Origin of the sequence: Xanthomonas vasicola, assembly GCF_000772705.2 — a bacterium.
Classification (GTDB): Bacteria; Pseudomonadota; Gammaproteobacteria; order Xanthomonadales; family Xanthomonadaceae; genus Xanthomonas; species Xanthomonas vasicola.
The window spans coordinates 97131-123529 of the sequence record NZ_JSBW02000042.1 but is presented as its reverse complement, the minus strand read 5'-3'; the positions used below and the strand labels follow the sequence as shown (position 1 = coordinate 123529).

Sequence of the window (26399 nt, the reverse complement as noted above, 5' to 3'; positions counted from 1 at the left end):
CGCTGGCTGCTGCGCTGGATCGCGTTTTTGCGTGCCTGGATGCGGGCGATGGAATGGCCATCCTTTAGCCACGTGCCGCTGTCACAGACGGCACGGGGCGCTTGAAGGGGATTTTTCAGGGACAACTAACAAACCACGGTGAATTGCGGTTAGGCGCACCTGCTACAAAAACCGGATGCGGCTACTGCATCGCGTTGGTGCCGCGCTATTCGTGCTCGCGCCACGATCAGCACGCGCCGCATTCGATGACAACGGACAAGGCAGGCGATGGGCCGCGTCAGTCGGAACAACGCAGCCTCAGCTGCAGCCGACGGCTCGCCAGGCAGGGCCTTACTTCAGATTCTCCAGCATCCAATCGACGGTGGCACGCACCTGCTCTTCGGTCAGCCCCGGGTTGCCGCCCTTGGGGGGCATGATGCCGCCATCCGGGCCGGTGTAGCCCTCGATGGCGTGCTTGTACAAGGTGTCCTTGCCCTGTGCGATACGCGCGTCCCAATGCAAATGGTCCAGCGTCGGCGCCTTGCCCACACCGGTGGTGTGGCAGGCGGTGCACAGGTTGTGGAAGACGGTCTTGCCATCGGTCGTGCCGCCGTAAGCGGACTGCGAAGCGGCCTTGGCCAACGCTGCGGCCTGGGCAGCGGCCTGGGCAGGCGCGCCAGTGGCGCCCGCATAGACCGCACCGGCAGGCGCGATGCGTTGCAGCACGCGTTTGGCAGCAGTGGGCGAGACTTCGTCGGGAATAGCGCGTTGCAAATAAGCTGCCAGGGCGATCAAGCCCAGGGTGATCACCACTAGTAAACCGATCACCATCGAGAATTTTTTCAGGAACTCGAGGTCGTAATTCCGCACGCGCTCACCCCTGGCTGTTGGTCGAAGACCTCTGCTAGCGCCGGAGTATAGAGCACAGTTCAGGCCAGTCTGACCAGCCTGCATGACAGTTTTCGCAGCGATGTGCGCTGCGCCCCCGGTGCGCTGATGCTTCGGTCCGCACCCGTGATTGCGCCTATTGGAGAATTGCCGCAGCGCCGCATGCGGACCATGGTCTCCGTTGTGGGAATTGCGTATCATTCCCAACAACCACGGTGGCGGTACTCGCCTTGCCGGTCCGCCCTTGAGGAGTCGCCGCGATGAAATCCTTCCTGCTGTCCTGCCTGGCCTTGGCCAGCATCAGCCTGTCTGCCCAGGCCCACGAAATCTGGATCGAGCGCGACGGTAGCGGCCCGGTGCGCATCTTCTTCGGCGAGCCGGCGCAGGAAGCGCTGGACCACGGCGAGGACGAGATCAAGCGGGTGGTCAAGCCAAACGTGTTCGGCACTGCCGGCAAGGCCGGTCCACTGCAGCGTGGCACAGAGTTCCTAACCGCGCCGTTGGCCGGCAGCGGCGACGCGTGGTTGAGCGACGACAAGGTGTTCGAACCATGGAAGGGCGAAGCCGGCGGCTTCGAGACGGTGAGCTACTACGCCCGTGCCGGTCGCGCCACGCCGGCAGCAAAGCTCGATTTCGAACTGGTCCCCACCGCTGCGAATAGCAACACGCTAACCGTGCTTTATCGCAACAAGCCGCTGCCCAAGGTGGAAGTGACGGTGATCGACCCGCAGAAGTGGCAGAAGACGCTGACCTCCGATGCCAAGGGTCAGGTGACCCTGCCCGAGCTGCGCGCCGGCCGCCACATCCTGGTCGCGACCAACAAGGAACCGGTGAAGCGCGAGATCGCCGGAAAGCAGGTGTCGATGGTGCATCACATCAGCACGCTGACGTTCCTGGCCGAGTAAGCGTGGTCGACACTGCTCCCGCGCAATCGTCGACCGGGCATGGCCGTTGCCCAATCGCGGCAGGAGCGCCATGTCAGTTGCGCTTCCGCCGCCATACCTGCGGGCCGATTGCGTTTACGAACGATGCCGGCTTGGCTACTGCGCGCTGCAGCATGTCGCCTGCTCCAACTCGCCCGTGCGCGCAGGTAGCCTGATGTCCAGCGCATCGTCCCTGCCGCTGCCCTGGTTCAAGCACCCATGGCTAGGTGTGCTTGCGCGCACGCTGGCAGCGATCTTCGGCGGGTATGCGCTTGCGAGCGCCGCCAATCTGTTATTGGCGCTGGTATTGCCAATGCCGCGCAGTGAAGCGGTGTTGACCAGCATGCTGGTCGGCATCGTGGTGTGCGCATGTGCGCCGCTATGGGCGTTTGCCACGGCCAGCGTGTGGCGTGCGTGGGCCGGTATTGCGGTGCCGGCGGCGCTGATGTTTGCGCTGGCCGCATGGCTGCAGCGGAGCGCAACATGAAACACGGGTTTCGCCAATCGATGGCGTGGCTGCACACCTGGACCGGGCTACTGGTCGGCTGGATCTTGCTGCTGATCTTCATGGGCGGCACTGCCAGTTATTACCGCGACGAAATCAGCCGCTGGATGCGCCCGGAACTGCCCACCACCACGGTGAGCACCACCACGGCGCTGCGCAGCGCCGAGCAGTATCTGCAACTACACGCAGCCGATGCAGTGAGTTGGAATATTACCTTGCCGGATACGCGCACTCCGGTGGTAAGCATGTACTGGCAGAATCCCGCGCCTGCCGACGGCAAACCGGCCGAGCGCCGGCAGATGTACGGCAACGCCATCATCGACCCGGCCACCGGCAAGGACATCGCCGCACGCGACACACTGGGCGGCGAATTCTTCTACCGGCTGCATTTCGATCTGCATTATGTGCCGGTGGCATGGGCGCGCTACATCGTGGGTTTCTGCGCGATGTTCATGCTGGTGGCGATCATCAGCGGGGTGATCACGCACAAGAAGATCTTCAAGGACTTCTTTACCTTCCGCCCAGACAAGGGGCTGCGGTCTTGGCTGGATTTCCACAACGTCAGCGCGGTCACCGCGTTGCCGTACCACGCGATGATTACTTACACCGGCATCGTGACCTTGATGTTTATGTACCTGCCGTGGGGCATCAAGGCGCGCTATGCTGGCGATGAAATGCGCTTCTACGACGAGGCGGCCAATCGGGTGGCCGATACGCGTAAAGCAGCCGGCGTACCGGCGCACATGCTGCCGCTGGAGCAGTTCGTGGGACGTGCGCGCAGCGATTGGCGTGGTGGCGATGTGGGCAGCGTGGCGGTGTCGTTTCCCAATGATGCGCATGCTGCCGTGGGTGTAACGCAGCTGGCCGAACATCTCTCCACCGATGCGCCGTCGATCCTGTTCGACGCCGTAAATGGCAAGCGCTTGCAACGCAGCGGGCCGCCGGGCGGTGCCAGCCAGACGCGCGGTGTGATGGTGGGCCTGCATCTGGCCCACTTCGCCGGTGCATGGCTGCGCGCATTGTTCTTTGGCTCTGGCTTGCTGGGCTGCCTGATGGTGGCCAGCGGTGTGGTGATGTGGGCAGTGAAAGAACGCCCCAAACATTTGAAAGCCGGACGCATCGGCTTCGGCCTGCGCCTGGTGGATGCACTCAATATCGGCACGGTGGCCGGCTTGCCGATCGCGTTCGCCAGTTTCTTCTGGGCCAACCGCGTGTTGCCGGTGCACGTGGAAGCGCGTGCAGCGATGGAGGCCAATCTGTTTTTCGCTGTGTGGGCGGCGGCACTGCTGGCGGCGTTCGTGTGGCCGCGGCGTGCGATGTGGAGCTGGCAGTTGTATCTGGGCGCGGCGTTGTTCGCACTGGTACCGGTGCTCAATGCGGTCACCACCGATGTGCATCTAGGCGTGACGCTGCCGGCCGGGCAATGGGCGCTGGCGGGCGTCGATCTGGTTTGCCTGTTTCTTGGTCTCTGTCTGGGCATTGCCGGCTTTCGCCTGCAACGTTGGAAGGCACCGCAGCCCGCGTCGGCGCGGCGCGCGCGTGCTGCTGCCGCAACGCCTGTGCAGCACACTGCGCCGATCAAGGAAAGCGCATGAGTATGCTGCTATTGCTGGCGCTGAATTTGTCCGGCTTTGCTGCGCTGTGCCTGGCGATGGAAAAGCATCAGCAAGAGTTGCGTGGCCGCCTGTTGGGCGCTGCACGGTCACGGCAACTGCGCGTGCTGGGGTGGGTGTTGTTGTTGCTCACCTTTGGCCTGGCAGTGCATGCGCAGGGCTGGGGCATCGGCCCGGTGCTGTGGCTGGGCACGTTGACTGCGGCTGCAGCGGTGTTGTCGCTGTGGCTGTTGCCGTATCGGCGTGGCGCGATTGTGCCGGCTGCGGTGGCCGCGCCGGTGCTGGCGGGTGTGGTGCAGGTGCTGGTGGGTTGAGTGGGTGGTGGCGAGTTGGCGATGTACTGCGTGCGTTGGCATGCTTATCCGGCGGCGGCGACCAGGATCAAGAACATAAGCGACTGGCTCACGGGAACACCGAGCTAACCCGAGATGCGATGAACATGATCATCAATCTGCGCATGCGCCGTGTCCCCTCAGTCGTGCTTCTGGATGGCGACCCGCGCCTCGTGCGTTACTACCGTTGAGATCCTTTTCGCTGCGCAGTGAGTTTTCGCCGCAAGCACGTCGTGACGTTCGCAATACCGACGTCGCGTCACGCGCTGCAGCTGGTGCGTCACACGGCCACCGGCGTGATCGGCGGATGCCGGCGTAGCCAGTTACACCACCGCCGGCCGATCGCCCCAACTACGGCCATCGCGCGGCAGACGGCCATCGTCGAGTACCTGCAGCACGCGCTCAGGCTGCAGCATGTCCAGAAATACACCACGTTGACGCCTTCGGGCTGCGCCATGCTCGGGAAGATCACGCCGGGAATGTCCGCTTCGCGCAGCAGGTCGCCGAGTACCTAACTCACTGGTTCGATCTTGTTGACCAGCGCCTTGCGCCAGTCGTCTGCCCAGTCGGCCCATAACGCATCCCAGCTGGCGTCGAGCAGACGCAGATCGGCCAGCGCCGGCAGATCGGCCGCATAACTGACCAGCGTTAATGGAGGTAGAAACGGGGCGGCCTGCGCATATTCGGCCGCGGCGGTTTCCAGTTGCAGCGATAGATACAACGCCGGTTGGCCGAAGCGATTGAAGCGGCCGCCCGAGCGCGCCGCACCGGCACCGCTCAGCGGTTCGGCGGCCCAGCGCGGAGTGAAGGCGCGATAGAGCGTGCAGTGCGCCGGGGCGCTCAGCTTCAACCGGCGGCCCCCGCGGCGACCGTGCGCAGATAGGTCAGCGCATCGTCGGTGCGCCCCTGCTTGACCACTTCCAGCAAGGTGGCGAATTCGAATGCGGGGATGGGCGTGTTCTTGAGATGGAACACCACCTGACGCTCGTCTGGTTGCACCTGCGTCATGGCGACCAGCAGGCGCGACAGATTGCGCAGCAGGTCTTGCACCCGCGGGCTTTCCGGGTGCACACGCAAGCTGTTGCGGTGCACGCCCGCCAGCTCGGCCAATTCCTGTTGCGACAGATCCAGCAGGCCGGCCATGGCCGACGGCGACAGAATGGTCCGGTCCGGCACGCGCAGGCGTTCGGTCAGGGCCAGGGGATTGAGGACGGCGACCATCGTGCGACTCCGGCAATATGAGTGCACATTATATGCACAGTAAGGCGCACCTGGGTAGCACAGTTCCGCGCATGGTTAGCATTGTCAGCTGGTCGCTTGCGCCGCACCCACCGCACGCAGGCAGAAGCCGCAGACCGCTTCTACCAAATCCTCGCCTTGCTGCGGATCGCCACGGCTGGGGGCGATCGGCCCGACCAAGGCTTCGGTAAACGCGCCGACGATGCAGGCCGAGGCGGCATCCAGCGACTGCTGCGGGAACTCCCCAGCCGCGACGCCCTCCGCAAGCAGTTGGCGAAACACCTCGCCGAACAGCCGCCGGCCACGGATGCGCTCGGCGTCCACCTCGCTCTCCACCGGCTCGGCGATAAAGGCGTACGCCAGCGCCGGCCCCGCTAAGGCACGCCGTACAAAGGTGGCGATGGCGCTGCGCAAGCGCTCGGCTGCACTCGTCGGAGTGGCAGTGATCGCACGCAGGATGGTCATCTCACGCTGCACGGCCTCGTTGAGGACTTCCACGAAAAGCTCGGCTTTTGACGGGAAATGCCGATAAATCTGCCCGGTTGAAACACCTGCCGCGGCTGCCACCGCAGTTATCGGCGCATTGCGGTAGCCGCCTTCGGCGATCAGGACGCGGGCCGCGTGCAGGATGCGTTCGCGGTTGCCGGCGAGGCGTTCTTCCATCAGGGCGGAGCGTCGATAAGCCATGGTGTGATTCTGGGTTCAATAGTTGAATTTTAGTTCACTTTTTTGTTGCGGACCGCTAGTCTGGTTATATCCGCCGCGCGGCCCGCCCGCTCCCACCCGGCACATTCCGATCCCTGTGGAGTTGTCGCATGCATGTGCCGTCCTTGAATTTCGAGCTTGGCGAAGAGATCGATCTGCTGCGCGAAAGCGTGGCCGCCTTTGCCGGCCACCATATCGCCCCGCTGGCCGCGGCAGCCGATCACGATAACGTGTTCCCCGCACAGCTATGGCGTCTGTTTGGCGAGCAAGGCCTACTCGGCCTGACCGTCGAAGAAGAATACGGCGGCAGCGGCATGGGCTACCTGGCGCATGTGGTGGCGATGGAAGAAATTTCGCACGCCGGCGGTGCGATCGGGCTGTCGTACGGCGCGCATTCCAACCTGTGCCTCAATCAGCTGCGCAAGAACGCCAGCCCCGAACAGAAGCAGCGCTACCTGCCCAAGCTATGCAGCGGCGAGCACGTCGGCGCGCTGGCGATGAGCGAGGCCGGCTCCGGCTCGGACGTGGTGTCGATGAAGCTGCGCGCCGATGCGCGCGGCGACCGCTACGTGCTCAACGGCAGCAAGATGTGGATCACCAACGGCCCGGATGCCGACGTACTGGTGGTGTACGCCAAGACCGACCCCGACGCGGGCGCGCGCGGCATCACTGCCTTCATCGTCGAAAAGGGCATGCCGGGCTTTTCCACCGCGCAGAAGCTGGACAAGCTGGGCATGCGCGGCTCCAACACCTGCGAGCTGGTTTTTACCGATTGCGAAGTGCCTGCAGAGAACGTGCTGGGCACGCTCAACGGCGGCGTGCGCGTGCTGATGTCCGGGCTGGATTTCGAACGTGTGGTGCTGGCGGGCGGCCCGCTCGGGCTGATGGCCGCGGCAATGGATGTGGTGCTGCCGTACGTGCACGAGCGTAAGCAGTTCGGTGAGCCGATCGGTAGCTTCCAGTTGATGCAGGCCAAGCTGGCCGACATGTACGTGGGGCTCAATGCCTGCCGCGCGTATGTGTATGCGGTGGCGCGTGCCTGCGATGCCGGGCGCACCACCCGCCAGGACGCTGCCGGCGCCATCCTATATGCCGCCGAAAAAGCGACCTGGCTCACCGGCCAGGCGATCCAGGTGCTGGGCGGCAACGGCTACATCAATGATTACCCCACCGGCCGCTTGTGGCGCGATGCCAAGTTGTACGAGATTGGCGCGGGCACCTCGGAAATCCGCCGCATGCTGATCGGCCGCGAGTTGTTCGAACGCACCGCCTGACGGAGTCACCATGAGTGTGATCGATAGCCAGCTGCAGGTCAGCAGCGAAAGTTTTCAACACAACGCCACCGCGACGCGTGCGGTGATCGACGACCTGCGCCACACACTCGCGCAGACGGCACGTGGTGGTAGCGAGGCGGCACGCGCCAAGCACACCGCGCGCGGCAAGTTGCTGGTGCGCGAGCGCATCGACGCCTTGCTGGACGCGGGCAGCGCGCTACTGGAAATCGCACCGTTGGCCGCGCATGGCATGTACGACGATCAGGTACCGTGCGCGGGTGTAGTGGCCGGCATTGGCCGCGTGTCCGGCGTGGAATGTGTGATCGTTGCCAACGATGCCACCGTCAAGGGCGGCACCTATTACCCGATGACGGTGAAGAAGCATTTGCGGGCGCAGGAAATTGCGCAGCAAAACCGGCTGCCGTGCATCTATCTGGTCGATTCCGGTGGCGCGTTCCTGCCGTTGCAGGACGAGGTGTTTCCGGACCGCGACCACTTCGGGCGCATCTTCTATAACCAGGCCAACCTGTCGGCCAATGGCATCCCGCAAATCGCCTGTGTGATGGGGTCGTGCACCGCTGGCGGTGCGTATGTGCCGGCGATGAGCGATGAAACGGTGATCGTGCGCGAGCAGGGCACCATTTTTCTCGGCGGTCCGCCGCTGGTCAAAGCCGCCACCGGTGAAGAGGTCAGCGCCGAAGAACTGGGCGGTGCCGATGTGCATACGCGCATTTCCGGCGTGGCCGATCACGTTGCAGACAACGATCTGCAGGCGCTGGCGCGCGTGCGCGCCATCATCGCCCAGCTCAACTGGCGCAAGCCTGCCGCATCGTTGGCGCTGCAAGAACCGCGGCCGCCGCGCTATGCCGCCGACGAACTGTATGGCGTCATTCCGGCCGATACCCGCAAGCCCTTCGATGTGCGCGAAGTGATCGCGCGCATCGTCGATGACTCGCGCTTGGACGAGTTCAAGCCGCGCTACGGCAGCACGTTGGTCACCGGGTTTGCGCATCTGCACGGCTACCCGGTCGGCATCATTGCCAACAATGGCATTCTGTTTTCCGAGTCCGCGCTCAAGGGCGCGCACTTCATCGAGCTCTGCACGCAGCGCGGTATTCCGCTGGTCTTCCTGCAGAACATCACCGGTTTCATGGTCGGGCGCAAATACGAACATGGCGGCATCGCCAAGGACGGCGCCAAGCTGGTGATGGCGGTGGCCTGCGCCAAGGTGCCCAAGTTCACCGTGGTGATCGGCGGCTCGTTTGGTGCGGGCAATTACGGCATGTGCGGCCGCGCCTATTCGCCGAATTTCCTGTGGATGTGGCCGAATGCGCGCATCGGCGTAATGGGTGGCGAACAGGCGGCCAGCGTGTTGGCCACGGTGCGTCGCGATGGCATCGAAGCCAAGGGCGGTGCGTGGTCGGGCGAAGACGAAGATGCGTTCAAGGCGCCGATCCGCGCCCAGTTCGAGCAGCAAGGCCATCCGTATTACGCCAGCGCACGGCTATGGGACGACGGCATCATCGATCCAGCCGATACGCGCCGCGTGCTGGGCCTGGGCTTGTCGGCGGCGTTGAATGCGCCGATCGAGGCGACGCGGTTCGGCGTGTTTCGCATGTGAGTTGGTTCATGCGTTGCAGCTTCAGTACTGCGCGCTACGGTGACAGGTCCTGGTATGCGGGCTGCTAGTGAGGTTCTGTCGTATACGCACCGGTAATCGTGGACGTCTGCGCAGCTGGCGTGCAAGCAACACAGCGCCGCGTGGCAACAAACCCTGCTTGCGCTCGATGGACGTGTGAAACAGACAAGCCGTTTTTCTTCGTAAGACGACCCGCCGCTACGGCGACGTGCAGAGACTGATCCGATGACCCAGCGCGACCCTATCGCCGCAGCAACGCAAGCGCCCTTCGACAAGATCCTGATTGCCAATCGCGGTGAGATCGCCTGCCGGGTGATTGCCACCTGCCGCAGCCTCGGCATTGCGACGGTGGCCGTGTATTCGGATGCGGACCGCAATGCACGGCATGTGCGTCTGGCCGATGAAGCGGTCCATATCGGTGCCTCGCCGGCGCAGCAAAGTTATCTGCGTGGCGAAGCGATTCTGGAAGCGGCGCGCGCAACCGGTGCGCAGGCGATCCATCCCGGTTATGGGTTCTTGTCGGAAAACGCAGCATTTGCCGAAGCCTGTGCGCATGCTGGCATCGTCTTCATCGGCCCGCCGGCAGCGGCGATTCGCGCGATGGGCGACAAGAGCGCCGCCAAGGCGCTGATGCAGCGCGCTGGTGTGCCGCTGACGCCGGGTTACCATGGCGATGAGCAGGCGCCGGCATTCTTGCGTGTGCAAGCCGACGCAATCGGCTACCCGGTATTGATCAAGGCCAGCGCCGGTGGCGGCGGCAAGGGCATGCGCCGGGTGGATGCCAGCGCAGCGTTCGAAGAGGCGTTGGCCAGCTGTCAGCGCGAAGCGCAGTCGGCATTCGGCAATGCGCACGTGCTGGTGGAAAAATATGTCGAGCGGCCGCGGCATATCGAAATCCAGGTGTTCGGCGATACGCATGGCGAGGTGGTGTACCTGTTCGAGCGCGACTGCTCGGTGCAGCGCCGCCACCAGAAAGTACTGGAAGAAGCACCTGCGCCCGGCATGAGCGAGGCGCGACGCGCGGCGATGGGCAAAGCGGCCGTAGACGCTGCGCAAGCGGTGGGTTATGTCGGTGCGGGCACGGTAGAATTCATCGCCGGCCCGGACGGCGACTTTTATTTCATGGAAATGAACACCCGGCTGCAGGTGGAGCACCCGGTGACCGAGTTGATCACCGGTACCGATCTGGTCGAGTGGCAACTGCGCGTTGCCGCTGGCGCGCGGCTGCCGCGTCGGCAGCACGAGTTACGCATCAACGGGCATGCGCTGGAGGCACGCCTATACGCCGAAGATGCCGAGCGCGGTTTTCTGCCGTCCACCGGAACGCTGCGCCAGCTGCAGTTGCCCGCCGCCAGCGCGCATGTGCGCATCGATGCCGGCGTGGAGCAAAGCGACACCATCAGCCCCTACTACGACCCGATGATCGCAAAGCTGATCGTCTGGGATGCCGATCGCCCCGCTGCGCTGGCACGCATGCGCGCGGCGTTGGCGCAGTTCCATGCGGTGGGCGTCACTACCAACAGTGCATTTCTGTCGCGCCTGATTGCGACCGAATCTTTCGCATCGGCGAATCTGGACACCGCGCTGATCGAGCGCGAGCACGCCGTGCTATTTCCAGAGGCGCGCAGCCCAGACAGCGCATGGTGGTGCCTGGCGGCGGTGTTGATCGCCGATGCGTTGCCGGCTGCTGCTGTTGATCCGGCCGACCCGCACTCGCCGTGGCAGCGCAGCGATGGTTGGCGCATCGGTGCGCATGCAGCGCAGCGCGTGATTCTTGAAACAAATGGCGAACGCCGCCAACTCGATGTGCGCCGAGATGCCGACGGCTGGCAAGTCACCTGCGCGGGGGAAACGCACATCTTGCGCTGCTACTCGCACGACACTGGCTTGCGGGTGGAGATGGACGGCCGGCAATGGCGTGCGCAGGCATTGCGCGATGGCAGCCTGCTGACCCTGATCGGCGCCGCGCAGCGGGCAACCTTCCAGTACCACGATGCGCTGATGGAAGCCGATCAACCGGCGCAGGACGCTGGCGGGCTGACCGCACCGATGCCCGGCCGCATCGTCTCGCTGGCCGCAGCGGTGGGCCAGCCGGTCACCCGCGGGCAGGCGCTGGTGGTGCTGGAAGCCATGAAGATGGAGCACACCCTGCACGCGCCCAGCGACGGCACCGTCAAAGCATACCTGGTGGCCGAAGGCGATCTGGTGGCCGACGGTGCAGCGCTGGTGGAATTCGTGTCTGCATCTGCGTAACGACGCATGGCTGCGTGACAACGGCACGTTCGCCTGTACGCGTGCTGCCGCTAGCGTGGCACATCGGCCGGCTTGGCCGCAGTGCCACCGGAGGCCTCATGCAACGCCTGCTTCTTGTTTCCGGCATGGTGCTCGCGCTGTCTGCCTGCAGCGACAAAACCGCGCCCGCATCCGAAAAAGTTGCAACGCCTACCCCAGCGACGGCAGCACCTGCGGCGCTTCCCGAACTGATCACCCGTGATGCACTGTTCGGCAACCCCGAGCGTGCCAATGTCAGCATCAGCCCGGACGGCAAGTACCTCAGCTGGGTCGCGCCGGTGGATGCGCCCGATCAGGCGCGTGCGATCAACAAGGACACTGCGCGCGGCATTGGCAATTACTTGTGGACCTATCAAGCCAATACCTTGCTGTCTCTGCGCGACAACGGTGGCGATGAAGATCCGCCTGTTTTCAATCAATCTGGCTGATGGCAGCAGCAAGGATCTCACTCCGTTCAACAAGACCAATGCCGAGGTATATCGGGTCAGCGCACAGCACCCCGAATCGATCATGGTCGGCATGAACGACCGTGATGCCAAGTGGCATGATTTGTATCGCGTGGACCTGGCTTCCGGCACGCGTTGGTTATTCCGCGGCCGAAACGCCGCTCACCTACTACCGCTACGATCGCGCCGATGGCGGCAAGCTGACCAAGCTGTTCTCCGCACGGCCCGCACTGGAGGCAAACCGCTGGTGCCGATGTGGCCGCAGGAACTGACCGCACGCGATGGACTCAAGCTGGTCAGCTACCTCACCCTGCCCGCCGAAGCCGACGCCAACCACGACAGCAAGGCGGAAAAGCCGGTGCCGCTGGTGTTGTACGTGCATAGCGGCCCGTGGGCACGCGACAGCTACGGCTGTGGCCCGTACGAGCAATGGTTGGCCAACCGCGGCTATGCGGTGTTGTCGGTGAACTTTCGTGGCTCCACCGGCTTCGGCACGGCCTTTACCAACGCCGGCAACGGCGAGTGGGCCGGCAAGATGCACGACGACCTGCTCGACGCAGTGCAATGGGCGGTCAAGCGAGGTGTTACCAAACCCGACGACGTCGCCATCATGGGTGGCAGCTACGGCGGTTACGCCACGCTGGTCGGCATGCCCTTTATCACGCTCGTGCGCGGCGACTTCCACTTCCGCATCAAGGTGGGGCGCGAGCGCAAGCCAACGGGTACGGCGACGCAGACCATCACCACCGGCAAGCAAGTGGGCAAGATCGAACGTCGCATCGTCGCGAAGCTCGAAGAACAGCGTGGCACAGCGACGAATCTGCATAGACATCTCAAGGACACATGCGCATGGTCGATGTTGTCTCAGTTATCCCAACACACCATGCATCTGCCCTCACTCTGCGCACAAGACGATGACTGACTCGGCCCACAATGCACACCGTCCGTTCGATGCATCCACCGCCGACAGGCTGTTGGAGCTGTTGTCCAACAACGACGATTTTCGCGATTGCTTCCAATCCAGCCCAACGCAGGCGCTTGCGCAGATCGGGGTTGCCGGTACGAGTGCCGACAAAAGCGTGCCAAGTGCAGGAGAGCACTATTACTGCATGACCACCAATCAGCTCGCGTCCAAGCAGGACATTGCGCTGGGGCGTGCCGAGTTACAGAGCTATCTGACCGAAAAAACCAATCACACCGTGATCTTCGCTTTCGAATCCGAAAGTATCCGCTCCACCCTGCTGCGCAAGTAAGCAGGCAGACGCGATGCAGGCCAGGCGCGCACGAAGGCCTGCGCCTGCTCGCGGGCCTCCCGGGTATTGCCCAGCGCATACAGCGACTCGGCGGTCCATAGCTGGGCTAACCGCGTATGCGCCACATTGAGCGGCTGCAGCGTCTGCGAGGCATTCGCCTCGATGTAGGCACGCCCGCGCTGAAGAGAAAGCCAGCGTGCTTGTTGCAGTGCCTCCGCATGCCGTCCGCTGTCATGCAACAACGTGTACAAGGTCACGCGCGTCTGCAACAGATCGTCAGGACTGGTAGGCAGACGGACAATCGCTGCTGCGCGGTCCCCTGACAGCGCCAGATGCTGGGCTTCGACGATCGCGCGTAATTCTGCAAGCACAGGTGTTTCGTATGCGAGCGCAGGCTTGATCGCCGAAAGCGCACGTGCAGTGAACTGATCGTCGCCATTGCGCTGAGCCTGGCTGACCAGAGCCAGCACCATCGCAGCGTCATCCTGCAGGTTTGGCTCGGCAGTGCCATCGGTTTTTATTGCGGCCACCAGCTCATCAAACGCCGAACTCATCATCGGGCCTACAGGTGCCGTTTCACCGCTGATGGCGGCAGTGGTTGCCCCAATCACCAGGAACTGTCGATAACTGAAATTATCGGTGTGCTTGCTGCGTTCCAGAGCCTGTGCCATCGCAGCATTCGCATCCGCCCAATTGGCTTGATCCAGAGCGATACTGGTGCGGTCGATCAGCGGCACCACATCATCATTGGCGTAGCCGTTCTCTACGATCTGGTCTAGGGCTCGCTGTGCATCGACATAGCGACCCAACACTGCCAAGGCATCTGCTTTGCGGCGCAGCGGACCTGCCCGATCGCCGTCGCCCGAGTTTTCGAAGCGCTGCAACGCGGCATCAACCTTCCCCTGTGCCAGCAGGATGCGCCCGACCCGATCGGACGCAATGGAACGCAGCGGATCCTGTACAACGTCGGCGGCCTGCGCATATGGCAGAGCGTCCGCAAAGCGGTTGGCGACAAACAAATGCCACGATGTGTTGGCGGCGCCGGCGAAATTGTCCGGGTACAGCGACGCCAAGCTTCTCCACAGTGGCAATGCGGCGCTCACCGCCCGCAATTCGGCGATCCAGGCATCTAGATAGAGCTGATCACGCGCCGGCAAGCGCTGCCGGAACCGCACCGCGTTGTCCAGGTACGGAAGCGCGCCGTTGCGGTCGGATACCGCAACCTTGATGCGCGCAGCGCCCAGGTAAGCCAACGCAAACGTCGGGTCGATCCCAACCGCGCGATCGAACAACTCCAAACCCTCGCGCCAACGCCCTTTTGCAGTGGCTTCCATGCCGAGAGCATACGCACGCAACGCGTCCAGGCTCGATGTTGTGACCGCCGGTAATGGCACCGAACTCTTGTCGACCGACGCAACCATCTCGCCCAAGCCCTGCCGGAGCTTACGGGTGACTTGATCGACCGAAGACAGCGCAGACGGCAGGCCGTCGCCTTGTACAAACTCCGAATACACGGTTGTTTGCGTACGCGGATCCACTAGCTCCACGCTGAAACGTAGCTTCCCGCCAACTTCAGCCACGGTCGGCAGAAGAACTGCGCGGGCGCCATCACGCAGCGCCACCTCCGAGGCCACGCTGCGATCGAGAACGATCGTGTTGGGATCACGCTTCATTCGCGCGACGGTGTCGCGCACCTTCATGTCGCTCAGGACATTGACGTACCGCGATTGCTCAAGGCTGATGCGTAGCGCCTGTTCCAGCGCGCCGTCCAGCACTGTATTCCCAGTGAGATTTCGTACATCGCCGACGACCACCCAATCACGATTGGCAAATGCAATCGCAGGCTGCGGTCGAATGAAAAACCACACGGCACCTCCTACCGCCAGTATCACCCCCACCTCAGCCACCAACGCTGCCGGCCGGCGCCACAGCGGCACGTCGCGCCAGGCTTTTGCCGAGTTTTTTGGCATACGCAGTGGGGCCAGCCCGACTTCGCCGACTTCGTAGATCTCCATCGCGGTGGGAATGCCCTTGAGGCGCCAGCGCCCGTGCGATTTCCATAACAAGCGGTCGGCGCGGTCGGCGAGTTCGCGTGCGGCACGGTGAGTCAACGATTCGGCCACCGCCGAGACCAGGATCTGCCCGGGCCGTGCCATCGACATCAGGCGTGCAGCGGTGGGCTTGGCCAGCCCTTCGACTTCCAGCGGTTTGGCGCCGATGCTGACCGCCTCCTCGCTGTTGCGCCAGGTCAGCACTTCGCCGACATGCAGGCCCTGGCGGGCGCATAACGTGAGCGTGTGGGCATCGCCCATCGTCTTGAGCCCGCGCGCGTAATCCAGCGCGAAGCCCAGGCCGTCGATGGGGCGATCGAACAACAACAACAGCCCGTCGGAACGATCAATCAGACGGCCGCGCCAGTGTTGCTGCAGCTTGACCACGAGACGGTCGTGCTCACGGAACAGTGCGGCAGCGGCATTGTCGCCAATCCGTTCGACCAATGCGGTCGAATCGCAGAGATCGGTCAACAGCAGGGTGCGCAGACGCGGCGCCTGGATCGCTTCCGACGACGCGTCCTTGCGTGCGTGGGTGCGGGTGCTCATCGCTCAGCGATGACCGGAGGCGAGGCAGGCCGCTGATCCAGAGCCAGCGTCTCCTGCATGCACAGCACATTGCCGCCCTGCCGCTTGGCCTCGTACAAGGCGCGATCGGCGAGCGTGTACCAGTCATTCCAGGCCGCGCCGGCATCCATCATGCACAGACCTACGCTGACCGAGCAGCCCTGCTCACTCTGGCCATTACCCAAACGCGCTTCCACCGCACGCACGATGCATTCGCCGATGTGGTGCACCATTTCGCTGGTGCCCTGCGCGACGATCACGCAGAACTCGTCGCCGCCGAGACGGCAGGCGAGATCGCCTTCGGCGATCACCGAACGCAAGGCATGCGCCACGTTCTGCAGCACGCGGTCACCTGCCAGATGTCCAAACTCGTCATTGATGCGCTTGAAGCGGTCGCAATCGATCAGGATCAGGCCAACGCCCGGCACCTGGCCGGCGCGCCGACATTCCTGCAGGTGCAACGCCAGCCCACGTCGATTGTGCAAGCCGGTGAGCTCGTCGGTACGGCTCAGTTCTTCGGTGTGGTTGAGCTGGTGCGAGGTGACGTAGAGATTGTCCAGCGCCGCTTCCAGATCGTGATTACGGCGACGCAGCTGGCGGATCAACAGCTGTTCGTTGTTGACCACCCGCACGATGGAGCGGCGCAGGAAGTGCGCCACCATCGAGGGGTCGCGGTCCACCAGGCGCTGGAAATCGTCGTGTGCCAGCTCGATCAGGCGGCTATCGGTGGAGGCACTGGCGCCGGCACTGCGCGCGTGGTCGCCGATCAGCAGGCCTAGCTCGCCGAAGAATTCCCCGGGGCCCAGGTGCTTGAGCATCAGATCCTCACCGAAATCCAGATCGATCTGGCCGCTGACAACGATGTACATCTGCGTGCCCACTTCACCGCGCTCGAACAGCGACTGGCCCGCGGCCACCTCGCGCGAACGGCCGAACCGGGCGAAAAACGCCAGCTCCTCGGCAGTCATCGACGCATGCAGCCCGTCGGAAAGCGTTTTGGCAACGTTCCCCGTTGGCTCGACTGCGCGTGCGGTGTTCTGGCAAGTCATCGGTTTTTCCTGAGGCTGTCTTGCAACATTAGCCCATGGATAAATCCTACAGGACGTTTTTGTTCAGCACCAGTTCACACTCTTTCTCACGGAGAAAGAGACAAATTGACGGGTATCGTGCCCAAAAATGAGGGCTCGGTTTACCGAGCCCTCCCCTTCCCAGGGTGGCGCTAGGTCGCGCCTGTTGCCTGCCGCGTGGTGTGGGCTTCTGTAGAGACAACAGTGTCACGCGGGCGTTCAGATGCCGCGGTCACTGCGGCCAATGCGCACTCTGCCGACGTTGCTGTGTACCAGCGGTCAGGCCGCCTTGTCGCTATGGAATTGCTCTTCTTCGGTGGAGCCACGCAAGGCGGTGGTGGACGATTGCCCTTGCTGGATCGCCTGCGTCACTGCATCGAAATAACCTGTGCCCACTTCGCGCTGGTGCTTGACGGCGGTGAATCCCATGTGCGCCGCTTCGAATTCGGCCTGCTGCAATTCGACGAATGCGCTCATCTGGCGACGCGCATAGCCGTGCGCCAGCTGGAACATGCTGTGATTCAACGCATGGAAACCGGCCAGAGTGATGAACTGGAACTTGTAGCCGTAACTCGCCAGTTCGGTCTGGAATTTGGCGATGGTGACGTCGTCCAGATTCTTCTTCCAGTTGAAACTGGGCGAGCAGTTGTAGGCCAGCAATTTGCCGGGGAACTTGGCATGGATGGCCTGCGCAAACGCCCGCGCAAATTCCACATCCGGCTTGCCGGTTTCGCACCAGATCAGATCGGCATACGGCGCGTACGCCAAGCCGCGGCTGATCGCCTGGTCCAGGCCATTGCGGGTCTTGAAGAAGCCTTCGACGGTGCGCTCGCCCGTAGTGAAGGGTTGATCGTTGGCATCCACATCGCTGGTGATCAGGTCGGCGGCTTCGGCGTCGGTGCGTGCGATCAGCAGCGTTGGCACGCCCAACACATCGGCGGCCAGGCGCGCGGCATTCAATTTCTCGATCGCCTCACGCGTGGGCACCAGCACCTTGCCGCCCATGTGACCGCACTTTTTGACCGACGCCAGCTGATCTTCGAAGTGCACACCGGCCGCACCGGCTTCGATCATCGCCTTCATCAGTTCGAAGGCATTGAGTACACCGCCGAAACCAGCTTCGGCATCGGCCACGATGGGCTGCAGGAAGTCGATGTCATCGTTGCCTTCGGCGTGATGCAACTGGTCGGCGCGCAGCAAGGTGTTGTTGATGCGCTTGACCACCGCCGGCACCGAATCGGCCGGGTACAACGATTGGTCCGGATACATCTGCCCGGCCAGATTGGCGTCAGCGGCAACCTGCCAACCGCTCAGGTAAATCGCCTTCAAACCGGCCTTGACCTGCTGCATCGCCTGGTTGCCGGTCAGCGCGCCCAACGCATTGACGAACGGCGTGGCATGCAGCGAGTTCCACAGCTTTTCTGCACCCAAGCGTGCCAGCGAATGCTCGACATGCACGGTGCCGCGCAGGCGCACCACATCGGCGGCGCTGTAATTGCGGGTAATGCCGCTCCAGCGCGGGTTGTTGGCCCAGTCCTGCTGCAGTTGTTCGGCGCTTTGCAGTGTAGTGCTCATCTTGCGTTCTCCTGAGAGGTGCGACGGATGGAACGAGGAAGGAATGGCGGTGATGCCAGGGCATGCGGCATGGCGAGGCCGCCGTTGCGCGTATGTGCGCAGCGGGCGGTGTAACGCGTTGAACTGGAAACTGCGGGACGCCGGCGGCGAGGCATCGCCGCAGCGGTGCGATCAGTCGATCAAGCGGTAGGCCGGTACGGTGAGAAAGTCCGCCAGTTCGTCAGCGCGGCTCAATTCTTCCAACAAGGCGATCGCTTCATTGATGCGCGCAGCGCCGGGCAGTGCGGTGGCGGTTCCCAATCGCGCCGGCAGCGCGTGCAACGTGGCCTGCAACAGGTGCTGATCGATGGCGGTGCCATCGTCCAGATGCTGGCCGTGATGCAACCACTGCCACAGCTGCGCGCGGCTGATTTCGGCAGTGGCAGCGTCTTCCATCAGGTTGTGGATCGGCACGCAGCCATTGCCGTCCAGCCAGGCCGCCAGATAGCGCACGCACACTTCGACGTTGCCTTCGAATCCGGCGCGGGTGACGTTGCCCGGCGACGGGGCGATCAACATGTCGCGCGTCACCTGCACGTCGTTGCGCAGCACATGATGCTGATGCGCGGTGGGCATGTGTTCGTCGAACAGCTTCATCGCCACCGGGATCAGCGCCGGGTGCGCCACCCAGGTGCCATCGTGGCCAGCGGTCACTTCGCGCAGCTTGTCGGCGCGCACGCGGGCCATCGCCTGCTCATTGGCGGCTCGTCATGATTGATCGGAATCTGCGCGGCCATGCCGCCCATCGCATGCGCGCCACGGCGATGGCAGGTCTTGATCAACAGCTCCGAATACGCCTTCAAGAATGGCTGGGTCATGGTGACCTGGCCGCGTTCGGGCAGCACGCGGTCGCGATGCGCGCGGAAGGTTTTCAGGTAAGAAAAAATATAATCCCAGCGCCCGCAATTCAGCCCGACGATGCGCTCGCGCAGCGCATGCAGAATCTCGTCCATTTCGAATACTGCAGGCAGCGTTTCGATCAGCACGGTGACCTTGATCTGCCCATGCGGCAGGCCCAGCATCGCTTCGATATGCGCCAGCGCAGTGTCCCATAGGGCGGCTTCTTCCATGCTCTGCAGCTTGGGTAGATACAGATACGGGCCGCGATCTTTGGCCAGCAGCGCGCGGCCATTGTGGAAGGCGAATAACGCCGCATCGAACAGGCCGCCGGCCAGCGGCTGGCCGTCGATCAGCACGTGCTTTTCGTCCAGGTGCCAGCCACGCGGGCGCACGATCAACACCGCACGTTCGGCTTCCGGGCGCAGGGTGTAGCGCTTGCCATTGGGCGCATCGAAGCTGAGATCGCCGCGCACCGCGGCAGCCAGCGTGCGCTGGCCGGCCAGCAGGTTGCGCCAGGTCGGCGCGGTGGAATCTTCAAAGTCGGCCATGAACACCTTGGCGCCGGAGTTCAGCGCGTTGATAACCATCTTCGGGTCGGTGGGGCCGGTGATTTCGACGCGGCGGTCCTGCAGCGCCGCCGGTAGCGCGGCCACGCGCCAATCGCCGGCGCGAATGGCCTGGGTATCGGCGCGGAAGTCGGGCAGCTGGCCGGCATCGAGCGCGGCCTGACGCTCGCGCCGCTGGGCCAGCCTCTGCTGGCGGCCGGGCTCGATTGCCCGATGCAGCGAGACCAGCAAGGCCAACGTGGCGGCAGGCAGAAGCTCTGCCTGGCCGGCAACCTGGGTAGTCAGTGAAATGCCGGGGGTGGCGTGGTCGATGGGACGGGGAGCAAACGCGGTGGCAGCCATGTGGGGGTCCTTGTGCATCCGGACTTGCACCGTGGGCTCTCCGCAACTATTTGACAAAGCAGTTTTACCAATGCTGTAAATAATCTGTACTTATATTTATTCTTGCCGGCATAGACTGATGGCGCCAACCCCCCGCTTTTCATACAAATCTGACCGGCTTAAGCCCCTACGCGCGTTTTGCCAAACGGTGCGTCTGGGTTCTGTCTCACGAGCCGCTGAGGCGCTATACGTCAGTCAGCCGGCGGTGACCCTGCAACTGCAGGCGCTGGAACGCGACCTGGGCGTTGCCCTGTTCGAACGCTCCGGGCGACGCATGGCGCCCAGCCGCGAAGGCCAGTTGCTGTATGAGATGGCGCTGCCGCTGGTGGAAAGCCTGGATGGCCTGGAGGCGAGCTTTCGCGAAAAGGTGCGTGGGCTGGATGCCGGCGAGCTCAACATCGCCGCCAACAGCTCCACCATCTTGTATTTGCTGCCGCGCATCGTCGCCATCTTCCGCGCGCGGCATCCGGATGTGCGGCTGACCCTGCACAACGCCATCAGCGCCGACGGCACCGACCTGTTGCGCGAAGATGCCGTGGATCTGGCGATCGGCTCGATGCTCGATGTGCCGGCCGACCTCAGCTACGCGCCGGTCTACCGTTTCGAGCAATTGCTGATCACCCCACCTGACCATCCGTTGGCCAGCAAGGCGGAAGTATCGCTGCAGGATCTGTCGCCGTATCCGCTGATCCTGCCGCCGCGCCGGCAGGTGACTTACCGTCTGGTCGATTTGATCTTTCAGCAGGCGCGTGTGCCGTACACGGTGGCGCTGGAAGTGGGCGGCTGGGAGGTGATCAAGCAATACGTGGCGATGGGCATGGGCATTTCCATCGTCACTGCGATCTGCGTCACCGAGGCCGATCGCGACAAGCTCGCCACTCGCTCGCTGAAGGATTTATTCCCCACCCGCAGTTATGGCGTGGTGGTGCGCAAGGGCAAGTATCTGTCGCCGCAGGCGCGCGCGTTTATCGAGCTGATACAGCCGGATCTGTTTACCCCGCGCAGCTATGACGAGAGCGGCGATTCGGAGCGTTGACTCGTGCGATACAGCGAGGTTGCTATCCGCTGGAATCGCGGTAAGGCGACAAAAGCTGATGGCATTCGTCATGCGCATGCGCCGAAGTGACACGCCAGCAAACTGCGCTAAGCGTGTGTGCCATGCAGCAATGCGAGCGAACGCGACAAGGTGCTATTGCCTGCATCGGCCAGATGAGCGTGACTTCAGGTCGCGCGTTGAGCGCCAACATCCGTGCAATACATCGGCACGCTTAAACTACGCCGCTGCCTGTGTTGCGCCACCGTGCCGTCGGCCCAGGAGAACTGGCCGGTCACCTGCATGACGCGAGGCCGAGCCGACTCAACCAATGGAATGCTGAGCAATGAATCCAACCACGTTGTTGCTGGTGCAGTTGGCAGTGATCCTGGGCGCGGCGCGTTTGTGCGGCGCAGTGTTGCAACGGAGTGGGCAGCCGCCGGTCATCGGCGAAATGGCGGCCGGGCTGTTGCTTGGTCCGATTGCATTCGGTGCATGGCTACCGGAGTTGCACACGGCCTTATTCGCCGCCAAAAGCCTGCCGCCACTATCCGGCCTGGCCACGATGGGCGTGGTGCTTTTCATGTTCGTGGTGGGCGTGGAATTGCGTGCAGCGGAAGGTACCAAGGCGCAGGTGCGCGCGTCATTGCTGGTGGGTCTGTCCGGCATCGTGTTGCCGCTGCTGCTCGGTTGGCAGCAGCGCCCTGGTTGTTCGCGCGCTTCGCACCGCAGGCAGTTGGCTTCTGGCCGTTCGCCTTGTTCATCGCCGCGGCGATGTCGGTCACCGCGTTTCCGGTGCTGGCGCGCATCCTCAAGGACCGCAACATGACACGGACGCCGGCCGGACGCCTGGCACTCGGCGCTGCGATGATCGACGATGCGACGGTATGGATCTTCCTGGCGATCGTGCTCACCTTGACCGGCAACAACGCGCATGGCGGTGTGGCGTTCACTGCCATCGGTGCGTTGCTCTTGATCGCCGGCGTGTTCGGTTTGCTCAAGCCTGCGTATGCGCGCCTGCTGCGGCCGCGCGCGCACGACGGCCGGTATGCGCCAACCGCGTTGGTGTGGGTGCTGATCGGTCTGCTGGCGTGTGCCGCGCTGGCGGAGTGGATCGGGCTGCATGCGATCTTTGGTGCATTCCTGTTCGGCATCTGCCTGCCGCGCGAGGATCGCCTGTTGGAGCATCTGGCCGGGCGCATCGAGCCGTTAGCGATCACCTTGCTGATGCCGGTGCTATTTGCAGTTGCCGGCCAGGCCACCAGCGCTGGCGTATTCGGCGGCGCCGGCGTGAGTGGATTCGTGTTGGTGATCGGCGTGGCGGTAAGCGGCAAGTTGCTTGGCTGCACACTGGGCGCGCGCCTGAGCGGCCACGATTGGCGCAACAGCCTCAGCGTGGGCTCGCTGATGAATGCACGCGGGTTGATGGAGTTGGTGGTGATCAAGATCGGCCTGGATAGCGGCGTGATCGGGCCGGACCTGTTCACGCTGTTGTTCGGCATGACGCTGGTGACCACGGTGATGGCCTCGCCAATGGTGGCTTGGTTCCAGGGCAAACGGCATGCGGCGGCCGATGCGCTGGGCGCAGGTAACTCACTTCAATGACGAGCGCGCAATGGTGTTGCGACGCGTCGCTTACTGCCGGATGCCGCACACGCAGCACAGCGGCCGTGGAGTCATCGGCATTGAATCGCGGCACGCCCAACGCTGCGGCGCTGCACCCCGCCGCACCTCAATACATGGCGCACGCATGCCTGACCCAGCTGAGTCGTGTTATGCCCAAAGCCCGGCGCCGCCTGCGTTACGCACGCAGCTGCAGTGCAGTTGGCACTTTCGCCAAGGCACGGCGGCGACGCAGCCGCTGCTGGTATTGCGCGATGGCAGTGTCGATCTGATCTGGAATGGCATTGAATTATTTGTCGCTGGACCTGATCGCATTGCTAATCCCGCATCGCTTGCAGCAGGCACGACGTTACCGGCGTGCGCTTGGCGACGGGCGCGGCGGCCGGGCTGTTGCAGCAGCCGTTGCATGCCATTGCCAACCAACGCGTGGCGCTGGAATCGCTGTGGGGCGCACAAGGCCGCACGCGGCAGCATCGTCTGGACGACGGCGCCGACCCACTGCACACCTTGCAGGCGCTCTGCCAACAGCGCGCCACACCGCACGACACACAGATGTCCTGGCTGTTCGAGCAACTGGCTACCGGCAAGGCGACACGCCTGAGCGCGTTGACCGATGCGCTGGGCATCAGCGAGCGCTCGTTACGGCGTCGCTGCCAGGATGCATTCGGCTACGGCAGCAAGACGCTCGAGCGCGTTCTTGGTCTGCAGCGCTTCCTGCGGATCGTGCGCCGGCATCGCAACCTGACCGACGCCGCGCTGCACGCCGGCTACAGCGATGCGCCGCATCTGGTGCGCGATGCGCGCCAACTCACCGGCCTGAGCCCGCGTGCATTGATGCAGCAGCACGCACGCTAAGTTGGCCGTTTTCGCCAAGCCAGCCGCGTGCGCCATCTGCATGCTGTGTACCTACTCAGGAGCACGCCATGACCGACGCCACCCAACACTGCATCGACTACCTGGAATGTGCCGTCGCCTCGATTGCGGTTGCCAAAGCCTTTTATGGGCAGGCCTTCGACTGGACATTTCAGGATGACGGACCGGACGACTGCGAGTTCCGCGACGGCCGTCTGAGCGGCGGCTTCTTCCACGGCACAGCGCAACCGGGCGGTGCGCTGGTGGTGCTCGCCTCCGATGATCTGGCACGCAGCCAGGCGCGGATCGAAGCGCCAGATGGGCGGGTCACCCAAGCAGTGTTCGCGTTTCCGGGCGGGCGACGTCTTCATTTCACCCATCCGCACGGCTATATCTTGGCGGTGTGTTCGAAGGACTAAGAGCGGCTAACAAAACGTAGCGAGCAGTCGTCAGGTGGGTGCGGGCGGCGCACAGGAACCGGAGTGTACGAGTGGTACATGAGGATTCCGAGCACCGGCCGCGCCCGCCTGGCGGCTGCGCAGTAGTTTTGTTAGCTGCTCTAAGCGCAGCGACCAAAACGACTGCGCTCACCACCAGGCCGGTGCGGTGAGTGCTCGGTGCGGCATGTACCACTCGGACACAGCGGCTCTGAGCGCGCCGCCCGCGCTCAGCCGCGCGCGTACAACCCCAAAAACATCGCCACTGCCGATTCGGCCACCTGCGTCTGCTGCTGCGGCGACAGCGGCGGCTGGCCCATGGTGATCTGCGGCCAAAACGCAAAGCCCTTCACCAGCGCCTGCAACTGCTGCGCGGCGAATTCCGGCTCCACCCCTGCCAAGCGGCCGTCGGTCAGTGCGGCGCGCAGCCAGGTGGTGGTGCCCTCTTCTTTGCTGCCCAACTGCGACAACAGTTCGCGCGCGCGCGCCGGCGAATGGATGCCTTCGGCGATGGCCACGCGCGACAGATCGATAAAGGCCGCATCGTCCAGCAGCCGCAACTTCTGTTGCAGCAGTTCGATCAGCTGGGTGTGCAGCGGTTGATCGGGCCGATACACAAGGTTCACCGCATCGGCGCTGCGCTGCCACAGCCCACGCAGGATGTGGCCGAACAGCGCGTCCTTGCTCGGGAAATGGTTGTAGACCGTGCGTTTGGACACGCCAGCGGTGGCGGCCACGCGGTCCATGCTGGTCGCCTCGAAGCCGTGCTGCCGAAACTCGGCAATGGCCGCCTCGACAATGGCCTTGCGCTTGCGGTCGGTCATGCGCTGGGGCGCGGCCGGAGAAGGAGATGTGGTCGACATCAGGCGATTTTACACCGGGTAGTTTACTTTCACTAAAATAAAACTACACTGTTTAGTGTAATCACTGATCGGGTGACGAGCGCTTGTCATCCCGGCGCAGCCAGCGCGTAGGAACCTCCCGGTACGGCCCATCCATGCCGATCCTGCCGCCAGCTGTCGTGAGAGTGCTTGCTGCATCGCCGTCGCCTGGTCGCCCGTACTTCCTCCGCTCTCCCACGTTTGCTCGGACTTCCCATGGCTTCCCCACGCCCTTCCCCGTATGCCGATTCGCCGCAGTTTCGTGCTGGCCGCTTCCGTAATGCGCTGCCGCTGCCGACCACCATCATGACCCTGCGCGAGCAACTCGGCCTGATGTGGGCCATGGTGTTCGGCAAGCCCCGCACCACCGTGCCCTCCGCCCCGTTGCCGGTGCAGCCGCTGACACACGCGCAACTGCTGGCCGCGCCGGATCGCAGCCTGTATCGGCTGGGCCATTCCACGCTGCTGATGAAGCTGGCGGGGGGCCTGTGGCTGACCGACCCGGTGTTTTCCAAACGCGCATCGCCGGTGCCGTTCGCCGGGCCCAAGCGCTTCCATGCCCCGCCGATTGCACTGGACGCGCTGCCGCCGCTGGCCGGGGTGATCCTGTCGCATAACCACTACGACCATCTCGATCGCGCCACCATCCGCGCGCTGGCCGACCGTGTCGGCGTGTTTGTCGCCCCGCTGGGTGTGGGCGACCTGCTGGTGCGCTGGGGCGTGGACCCGGCCAAGGTGCGGCAGCTGGATTGGTGGCAGTCGATCAACGTTGCCGGCCTGCAACTCACCGCCACCCCGTCGCAACATTTTTCCGGCCGCGGACTGTTCGACAACGGGCGTGCGCTGTGGTGTTCCTGGGCGATCCAGGCGGATGACCTGCGCCTATTTTTCAGCGGCGACGGCGGCTACGGCCCGCACTTCACAACCATTGGCGAGCAGCTCGGGCCATTCGATGTGGCATTGATCGAAAACGGCGCCTACGACCAGATGTGGCCGCACGTGCACATGCAGCCGGAGCAGAGCCTGCAGGCATACATGGATATTGGCGGACAGACGCTACTACCCATCCACAACGGCACCTTCGACCTGGCCATGCATGCATGGCAGGAACCGTTGGACCGCATCGTGGCGCTGGCCGACACCGCCGGCGTCGCACTGATCACCCCGCGCATGGGCGAGCGGGTGGACCTGAATGCGCCGGGCAATCGCCTGCGCTGGTGGCGACAGGATGCAGCGGCGCAGGCACTGGATGGGTTGACGACCCGGTAACTGGCTGAGGCGTGCCAATGCATTGCCATCACATTTTGATGGCGCACCACGCACGCAGATGCGCGCCCGTTACGCATGACCGCTTCGCCAACCCTGCGGCGCACCTGATTGGGGCTCGCACCAATAGGGG

The 26399-nt window shown here is 63.7% G+C and carries 18 protein-coding genes, 1 other RNA gene and 7 pseudogenes; 14 read left to right on the top strand and 12 right to left on the bottom strand.

Features of this window, described 5'->3' with window-relative positions; translation table 11 throughout:
- Window positions 1–330: 330 nt before the first annotated feature.
- Window positions 331–849 carry a c-type cytochrome gene (locus NX05_RS12330; protein ID WP_039432210.1) on the bottom strand — a complete coding sequence of 173 codons (519 nt, stop codon included), beginning with the start codon at window positions 847–849 and terminating at the stop codon, window positions 331–333.
- A gap of 278 nt (window positions 850–1127) precedes the next feature.
- Here NX05_RS12330 and NX05_RS12325 point away from each other — a divergent pair, with 278 nt between their 5' ends.
- The 4 genes from NX05_RS12325 (at window position 1128) to NX05_RS12310 (ending at window position 4222) form a co-directional block, all read left to right on the top strand.
- Window positions 1128–1772 carry a DUF4198 domain-containing protein gene (locus NX05_RS12325; RefSeq protein ID WP_010379888.1) on the top strand — a complete coding sequence of 215 codons (645 nt, stop codon included), beginning with the start codon at window positions 1128–1130 and terminating at the stop codon, window positions 1770–1772.
- A 193-nt stretch (window positions 1773–1965) separates the two neighbouring features.
- Complete coding sequence (locus tag NX05_RS12320) at window positions 1966–2277, top strand: DUF3649 domain-containing protein (RefSeq protein WP_039432218.1); 312 nt, start codon at window positions 1966–1968, stop codon at window positions 2275–2277.
- Window positions 2274–3890, top strand: coding sequence for a PepSY-associated TM helix domain-containing protein (locus NX05_RS12315; protein WP_039432208.1), 1617 nt, complete (start codon window positions 2274–2276; stop codon window positions 3888–3890). The genes NX05_RS12320 and NX05_RS12315 overlap by 4 nt, the downstream gene beginning before the upstream one ends.
- On the top strand, window positions 3887–4222 hold the full coding sequence (locus tag NX05_RS12310; protein ID WP_039432206.1) for a DUF3325 domain-containing protein: 336 nt from the start codon (window positions 3887–3889) through the stop codon (window positions 4220–4222). The genes NX05_RS12315 and NX05_RS12310 overlap by 4 nt, the downstream gene beginning before the upstream one ends.
- Window positions 4223–4563: 341 nt before the next feature.
- Here NX05_RS12310 and NX05_RS12305 read toward each other — a convergent pair.
- The 3 genes and pseudogenes from NX05_RS12305 to NX05_RS12295 all read right to left on the bottom strand — a co-directional run bounded on the left by NX05_RS12305 (window position 4564) and on the right by NX05_RS12295 (window position 6166).
- A pseudogene (locus NX05_RS12305) lies at window positions 4564–5090 on the bottom strand (RES family NAD+ phosphorylase).
- On the bottom strand, window positions 5087–5461 hold the full coding sequence (locus NX05_RS12300; RefSeq protein ID WP_010370465.1) for a hypothetical protein: 375 nt from the start codon (window positions 5459–5461) through the stop codon (window positions 5087–5089). Before NX05_RS12300 ends, NX05_RS12305 begins: the two are co-directional and overlap by 4 nt.
- Window positions 5462–5545: 84 nt before the next feature.
- A complete protein-coding gene (locus tag NX05_RS12295) occupies window positions 5546–6166 on the bottom strand; it encodes a TetR/AcrR family transcriptional regulator (protein ID WP_039432204.1) in 621 nt (206 codons plus the stop codon).
- 128 nt (window positions 6167–6294) lie between these two features.
- On the opposite strand from NX05_RS12295, the gene NX05_RS12290 reads away from it, so the two are divergent.
- The 4 genes and pseudogenes from NX05_RS12290 to NX05_RS12270 form a co-directional block, all read left to right on the top strand.
- Entirely contained in the window at window positions 6295–7458 is a 1164-nt protein-coding gene (locus NX05_RS12290) for an isovaleryl-CoA dehydrogenase (protein ID WP_039432202.1), read from the top strand.
- A 10-nt stretch (window positions 7459–7468) separates the two neighbouring features.
- Entirely contained in the window at window positions 7469–9079 is a 1611-nt protein-coding gene (locus NX05_RS12285; protein ID WP_039432201.1) for a carboxyl transferase domain-containing protein, read from the top strand.
- Window positions 9080–9322: 243 nt separating this feature from the next.
- Window positions 9323–11350: an acetyl/propionyl/methylcrotonyl-CoA carboxylase subunit alpha gene (locus tag NX05_RS12280; protein WP_039432199.1), complete on the top strand. Its 2028-nt coding sequence runs from the start codon at window positions 9323–9325 to the stop codon at window positions 11348–11350.
- Window positions 11351–11448: 98 nt separating this feature from the next.
- Window positions 11449–12493: pseudogene (locus NX05_RS12270) on the top strand (alpha/beta hydrolase family protein); the annotation flags it as partial.
- Here NX05_RS12270 and NX05_RS24925 read toward each other — a convergent pair.
- Window positions 12494–12661, bottom strand: a pseudogene (locus tag NX05_RS24925) (putative peptide maturation dehydrogenase); the annotation flags it as partial.
- 88 nt (window positions 12662–12749) lie between these two features.
- Between NX05_RS24925 and NX05_RS12265 the strand changes: the two are divergent.
- Entirely contained in the window at window positions 12750–13088 is a 339-nt protein-coding gene (locus tag NX05_RS12265) for an NHLP-related RiPP peptide (protein WP_039432197.1), read from the top strand.
- On the opposite strand, the gene NX05_RS12260 is transcribed toward NX05_RS12265, so the two are convergent.
- From NX05_RS12260 to aceB, 4 genes and pseudogenes are all read right to left on the bottom strand, one after another.
- Window positions 13028–15688: a putative peptide modification system cyclase gene (locus NX05_RS12260; protein ID WP_039432195.1), complete on the bottom strand. Its 2661-nt coding sequence runs from the start codon at window positions 15686–15688 to the stop codon at window positions 13028–13030. The two genes, NX05_RS12265 and NX05_RS12260, sit on opposite strands and share 61 nt — an antisense overlap.
- On the bottom strand, window positions 15685–16755 hold the full coding sequence (locus tag NX05_RS12255) for a GGDEF domain-containing protein (RefSeq protein WP_039432194.1): 1071 nt from the start codon (window positions 16753–16755) through the stop codon (window positions 15685–15687). Before NX05_RS12255 ends, NX05_RS12260 begins: the two co-directional genes overlap by 4 nt.
- A gap of 297 nt (window positions 16756–17052) precedes the next feature.
- Window positions 17053–18348, bottom strand: a complete 1296-nt coding sequence (aceA, locus tag NX05_RS12250) for an isocitrate lyase (RefSeq protein WP_039432192.1) — start codon at window positions 18346–18348, stop codon at window positions 17053–17055.
- Between the two features lie 171 nt (window positions 18349–18519).
- Window positions 18520–20135 (bottom strand): annotated as a pseudogene (gene aceB / locus NX05_RS12245) (malate synthase A).
- Between the two features lie 118 nt (window positions 20136–20253).
- Between aceB and NX05_RS12240 the strand changes: the two are divergent.
- The 4 genes and pseudogenes from NX05_RS12240 (at window position 20254) to NX05_RS12225 (ending at window position 24101) form a co-directional block, all read left to right on the top strand.
- On the top strand, window positions 20254–21210 hold the full coding sequence (locus NX05_RS12240) for a LysR family transcriptional regulator (protein WP_039432190.1): 957 nt from the start codon (window positions 20254–20256) through the stop codon (window positions 21208–21210).
- Between the two features lie 343 nt (window positions 21211–21553).
- A pseudogene (locus tag NX05_RS12235) lies at window positions 21554–22812 on the top strand (cation:proton antiporter).
- A 145-nt stretch (window positions 22813–22957) separates the two neighbouring features.
- Window positions 22958–23685, top strand: a pseudogene (locus NX05_RS24430) (helix-turn-helix transcriptional regulator).
- A gap of 68 nt (window positions 23686–23753) precedes the next feature.
- Window positions 23754–24101 (top strand): VOC family protein, encoded by a 348-nt coding sequence (locus tag NX05_RS12225; protein ID WP_039432188.1) that lies wholly within the window; start codon window positions 23754–23756, stop codon window positions 24099–24101.
- A gap of 4 nt (window positions 24102–24105) precedes the next feature.
- Here the strand turns inward: NX05_RS12225 and NX05_RS12335 are convergent.
- The 3 genes and pseudogenes from NX05_RS12335 to NX05_RS25365 all read right to left on the bottom strand — a co-directional run bounded on the left by NX05_RS12335 (window position 24106) and on the right by NX05_RS25365 (window position 25243).
- Window positions 24106–24181: non-coding RNA, sX9 sRNA (locus NX05_RS12335), on the bottom strand.
- Window positions 24182–24349: 168 nt separating this feature from the next.
- Window positions 24350–24982, bottom strand: coding sequence for a TetR/AcrR family transcriptional regulator (locus tag NX05_RS12220; RefSeq protein ID WP_010370504.1), 633 nt, complete (start codon window positions 24980–24982; stop codon window positions 24350–24352).
- A 9-nt stretch (window positions 24983–24991) separates the two neighbouring features.
- Window positions 24992–25243, bottom strand: a pseudogene (locus NX05_RS25365) (hypothetical protein).
- Between NX05_RS25365 and NX05_RS12215 the strand changes: the two are divergent.
- The gene (locus NX05_RS12215) at window positions 25217–26269 is read left to right on the top strand and encodes an MBL fold metallo-hydrolase (protein ID WP_039432186.1); all 1053 of its coding nucleotides are present in this window, start codon (window positions 25217–25219) and stop codon (window positions 26267–26269) included. The pseudogene NX05_RS25365 and the gene NX05_RS12215 overlap by 27 nt on opposite strands.
- Window positions 26270–26399 lie beyond the last annotated feature (130 nt).

Bases quoted from the DNA above. Each gene is read 5' to 3' on its own strand.
- NX05_RS12285 (WP_039432201.1), top strand. From the start codon at position 7,469: ATGAGTGTGATCGATAGCCAGCTGCAGGTCAGCAGCGAAAGTTTTCAA.
- NX05_RS12280 (WP_039432199.1), top strand. From the start codon at position 9,323: ATGACCCAGCGCGACCCTATCGCCGCAGCAACGCAAGCGCCCTTCGAC.
- NX05_RS12315 (WP_039432208.1), top strand. From the start codon at position 2,274: ATGAAACACGGGTTTCGCCAATCGATGGCGTGGCTGCACACCTGGACC.
- NX05_RS12290 (WP_039432202.1), top strand. From the start codon at position 6,295: ATGCATGTGCCGTCCTTGAATTTCGAGCTTGGCGAAGAGATCGATCTG.
- NX05_RS12320 (WP_039432218.1), top strand. From the start codon at position 1,966: ATGTCCAGCGCATCGTCCCTGCCGCTGCCCTGGTTCAAGCACCCATGG.
- NX05_RS12215 (WP_039432186.1), top strand. From the start codon at position 25,217: ATGGCTTCCCCACGCCCTTCCCCGTATGCCGATTCGCCGCAGTTTCGT.
- NX05_RS12325 (WP_010379888.1), top strand. From the start codon at position 1,128: ATGAAATCCTTCCTGCTGTCCTGCCTGGCCTTGGCCAGCATCAGCCTG.
- NX05_RS12300 (WP_010370465.1), bottom strand. From the start codon at position 5,461: ATGGTCGCCGTCCTCAATCCCCTGGCCCTGACCGAACGCCTGCGCGTG.
- NX05_RS12255 (WP_039432194.1), bottom strand. From the start codon at position 16,755: ATGACTTGCCAGAACACCGCACGCGCAGTCGAGCCAACGGGGAACGTT.
- aceA (WP_039432192.1), bottom strand. From the start codon at position 18,348: ATGAGCACTACACTGCAAAGCGCCGAACAACTGCAGCAGGACTGGGCC.
- NX05_RS12295 (WP_039432204.1), bottom strand. From the start codon at position 6,166: ATGGCTTATCGACGCTCCGCCCTGATGGAAGAACGCCTCGCCGGCAAC.
- NX05_RS12240 (WP_039432190.1), top strand. From the start codon at position 20,254: ATGGCGCCAACCCCCCGCTTTTCATACAAATCTGACCGGCTTAAGCCC.
- NX05_RS12310 (WP_039432206.1), top strand. From the start codon at position 3,887: ATGAGTATGCTGCTATTGCTGGCGCTGAATTTGTCCGGCTTTGCTGCG.
- NX05_RS12220 (WP_010370504.1), bottom strand. From the start codon at position 24,982: ATGTCGACCACATCTCCTTCTCCGGCCGCGCCCCAGCGCATGACCGAC.
- NX05_RS12265 (WP_039432197.1), top strand. From the start codon at position 12,750: ATGACTGACTCGGCCCACAATGCACACCGTCCGTTCGATGCATCCACC.
- NX05_RS12225 (WP_039432188.1), top strand. From the start codon at position 23,754: ATGACCGACGCCACCCAACACTGCATCGACTACCTGGAATGTGCCGTC.
- NX05_RS12260 (WP_039432195.1), bottom strand. From the start codon at position 15,688: ATGAGCACCCGCACCCACGCACGCAAGGACGCGTCGTCGGAAGCGATC.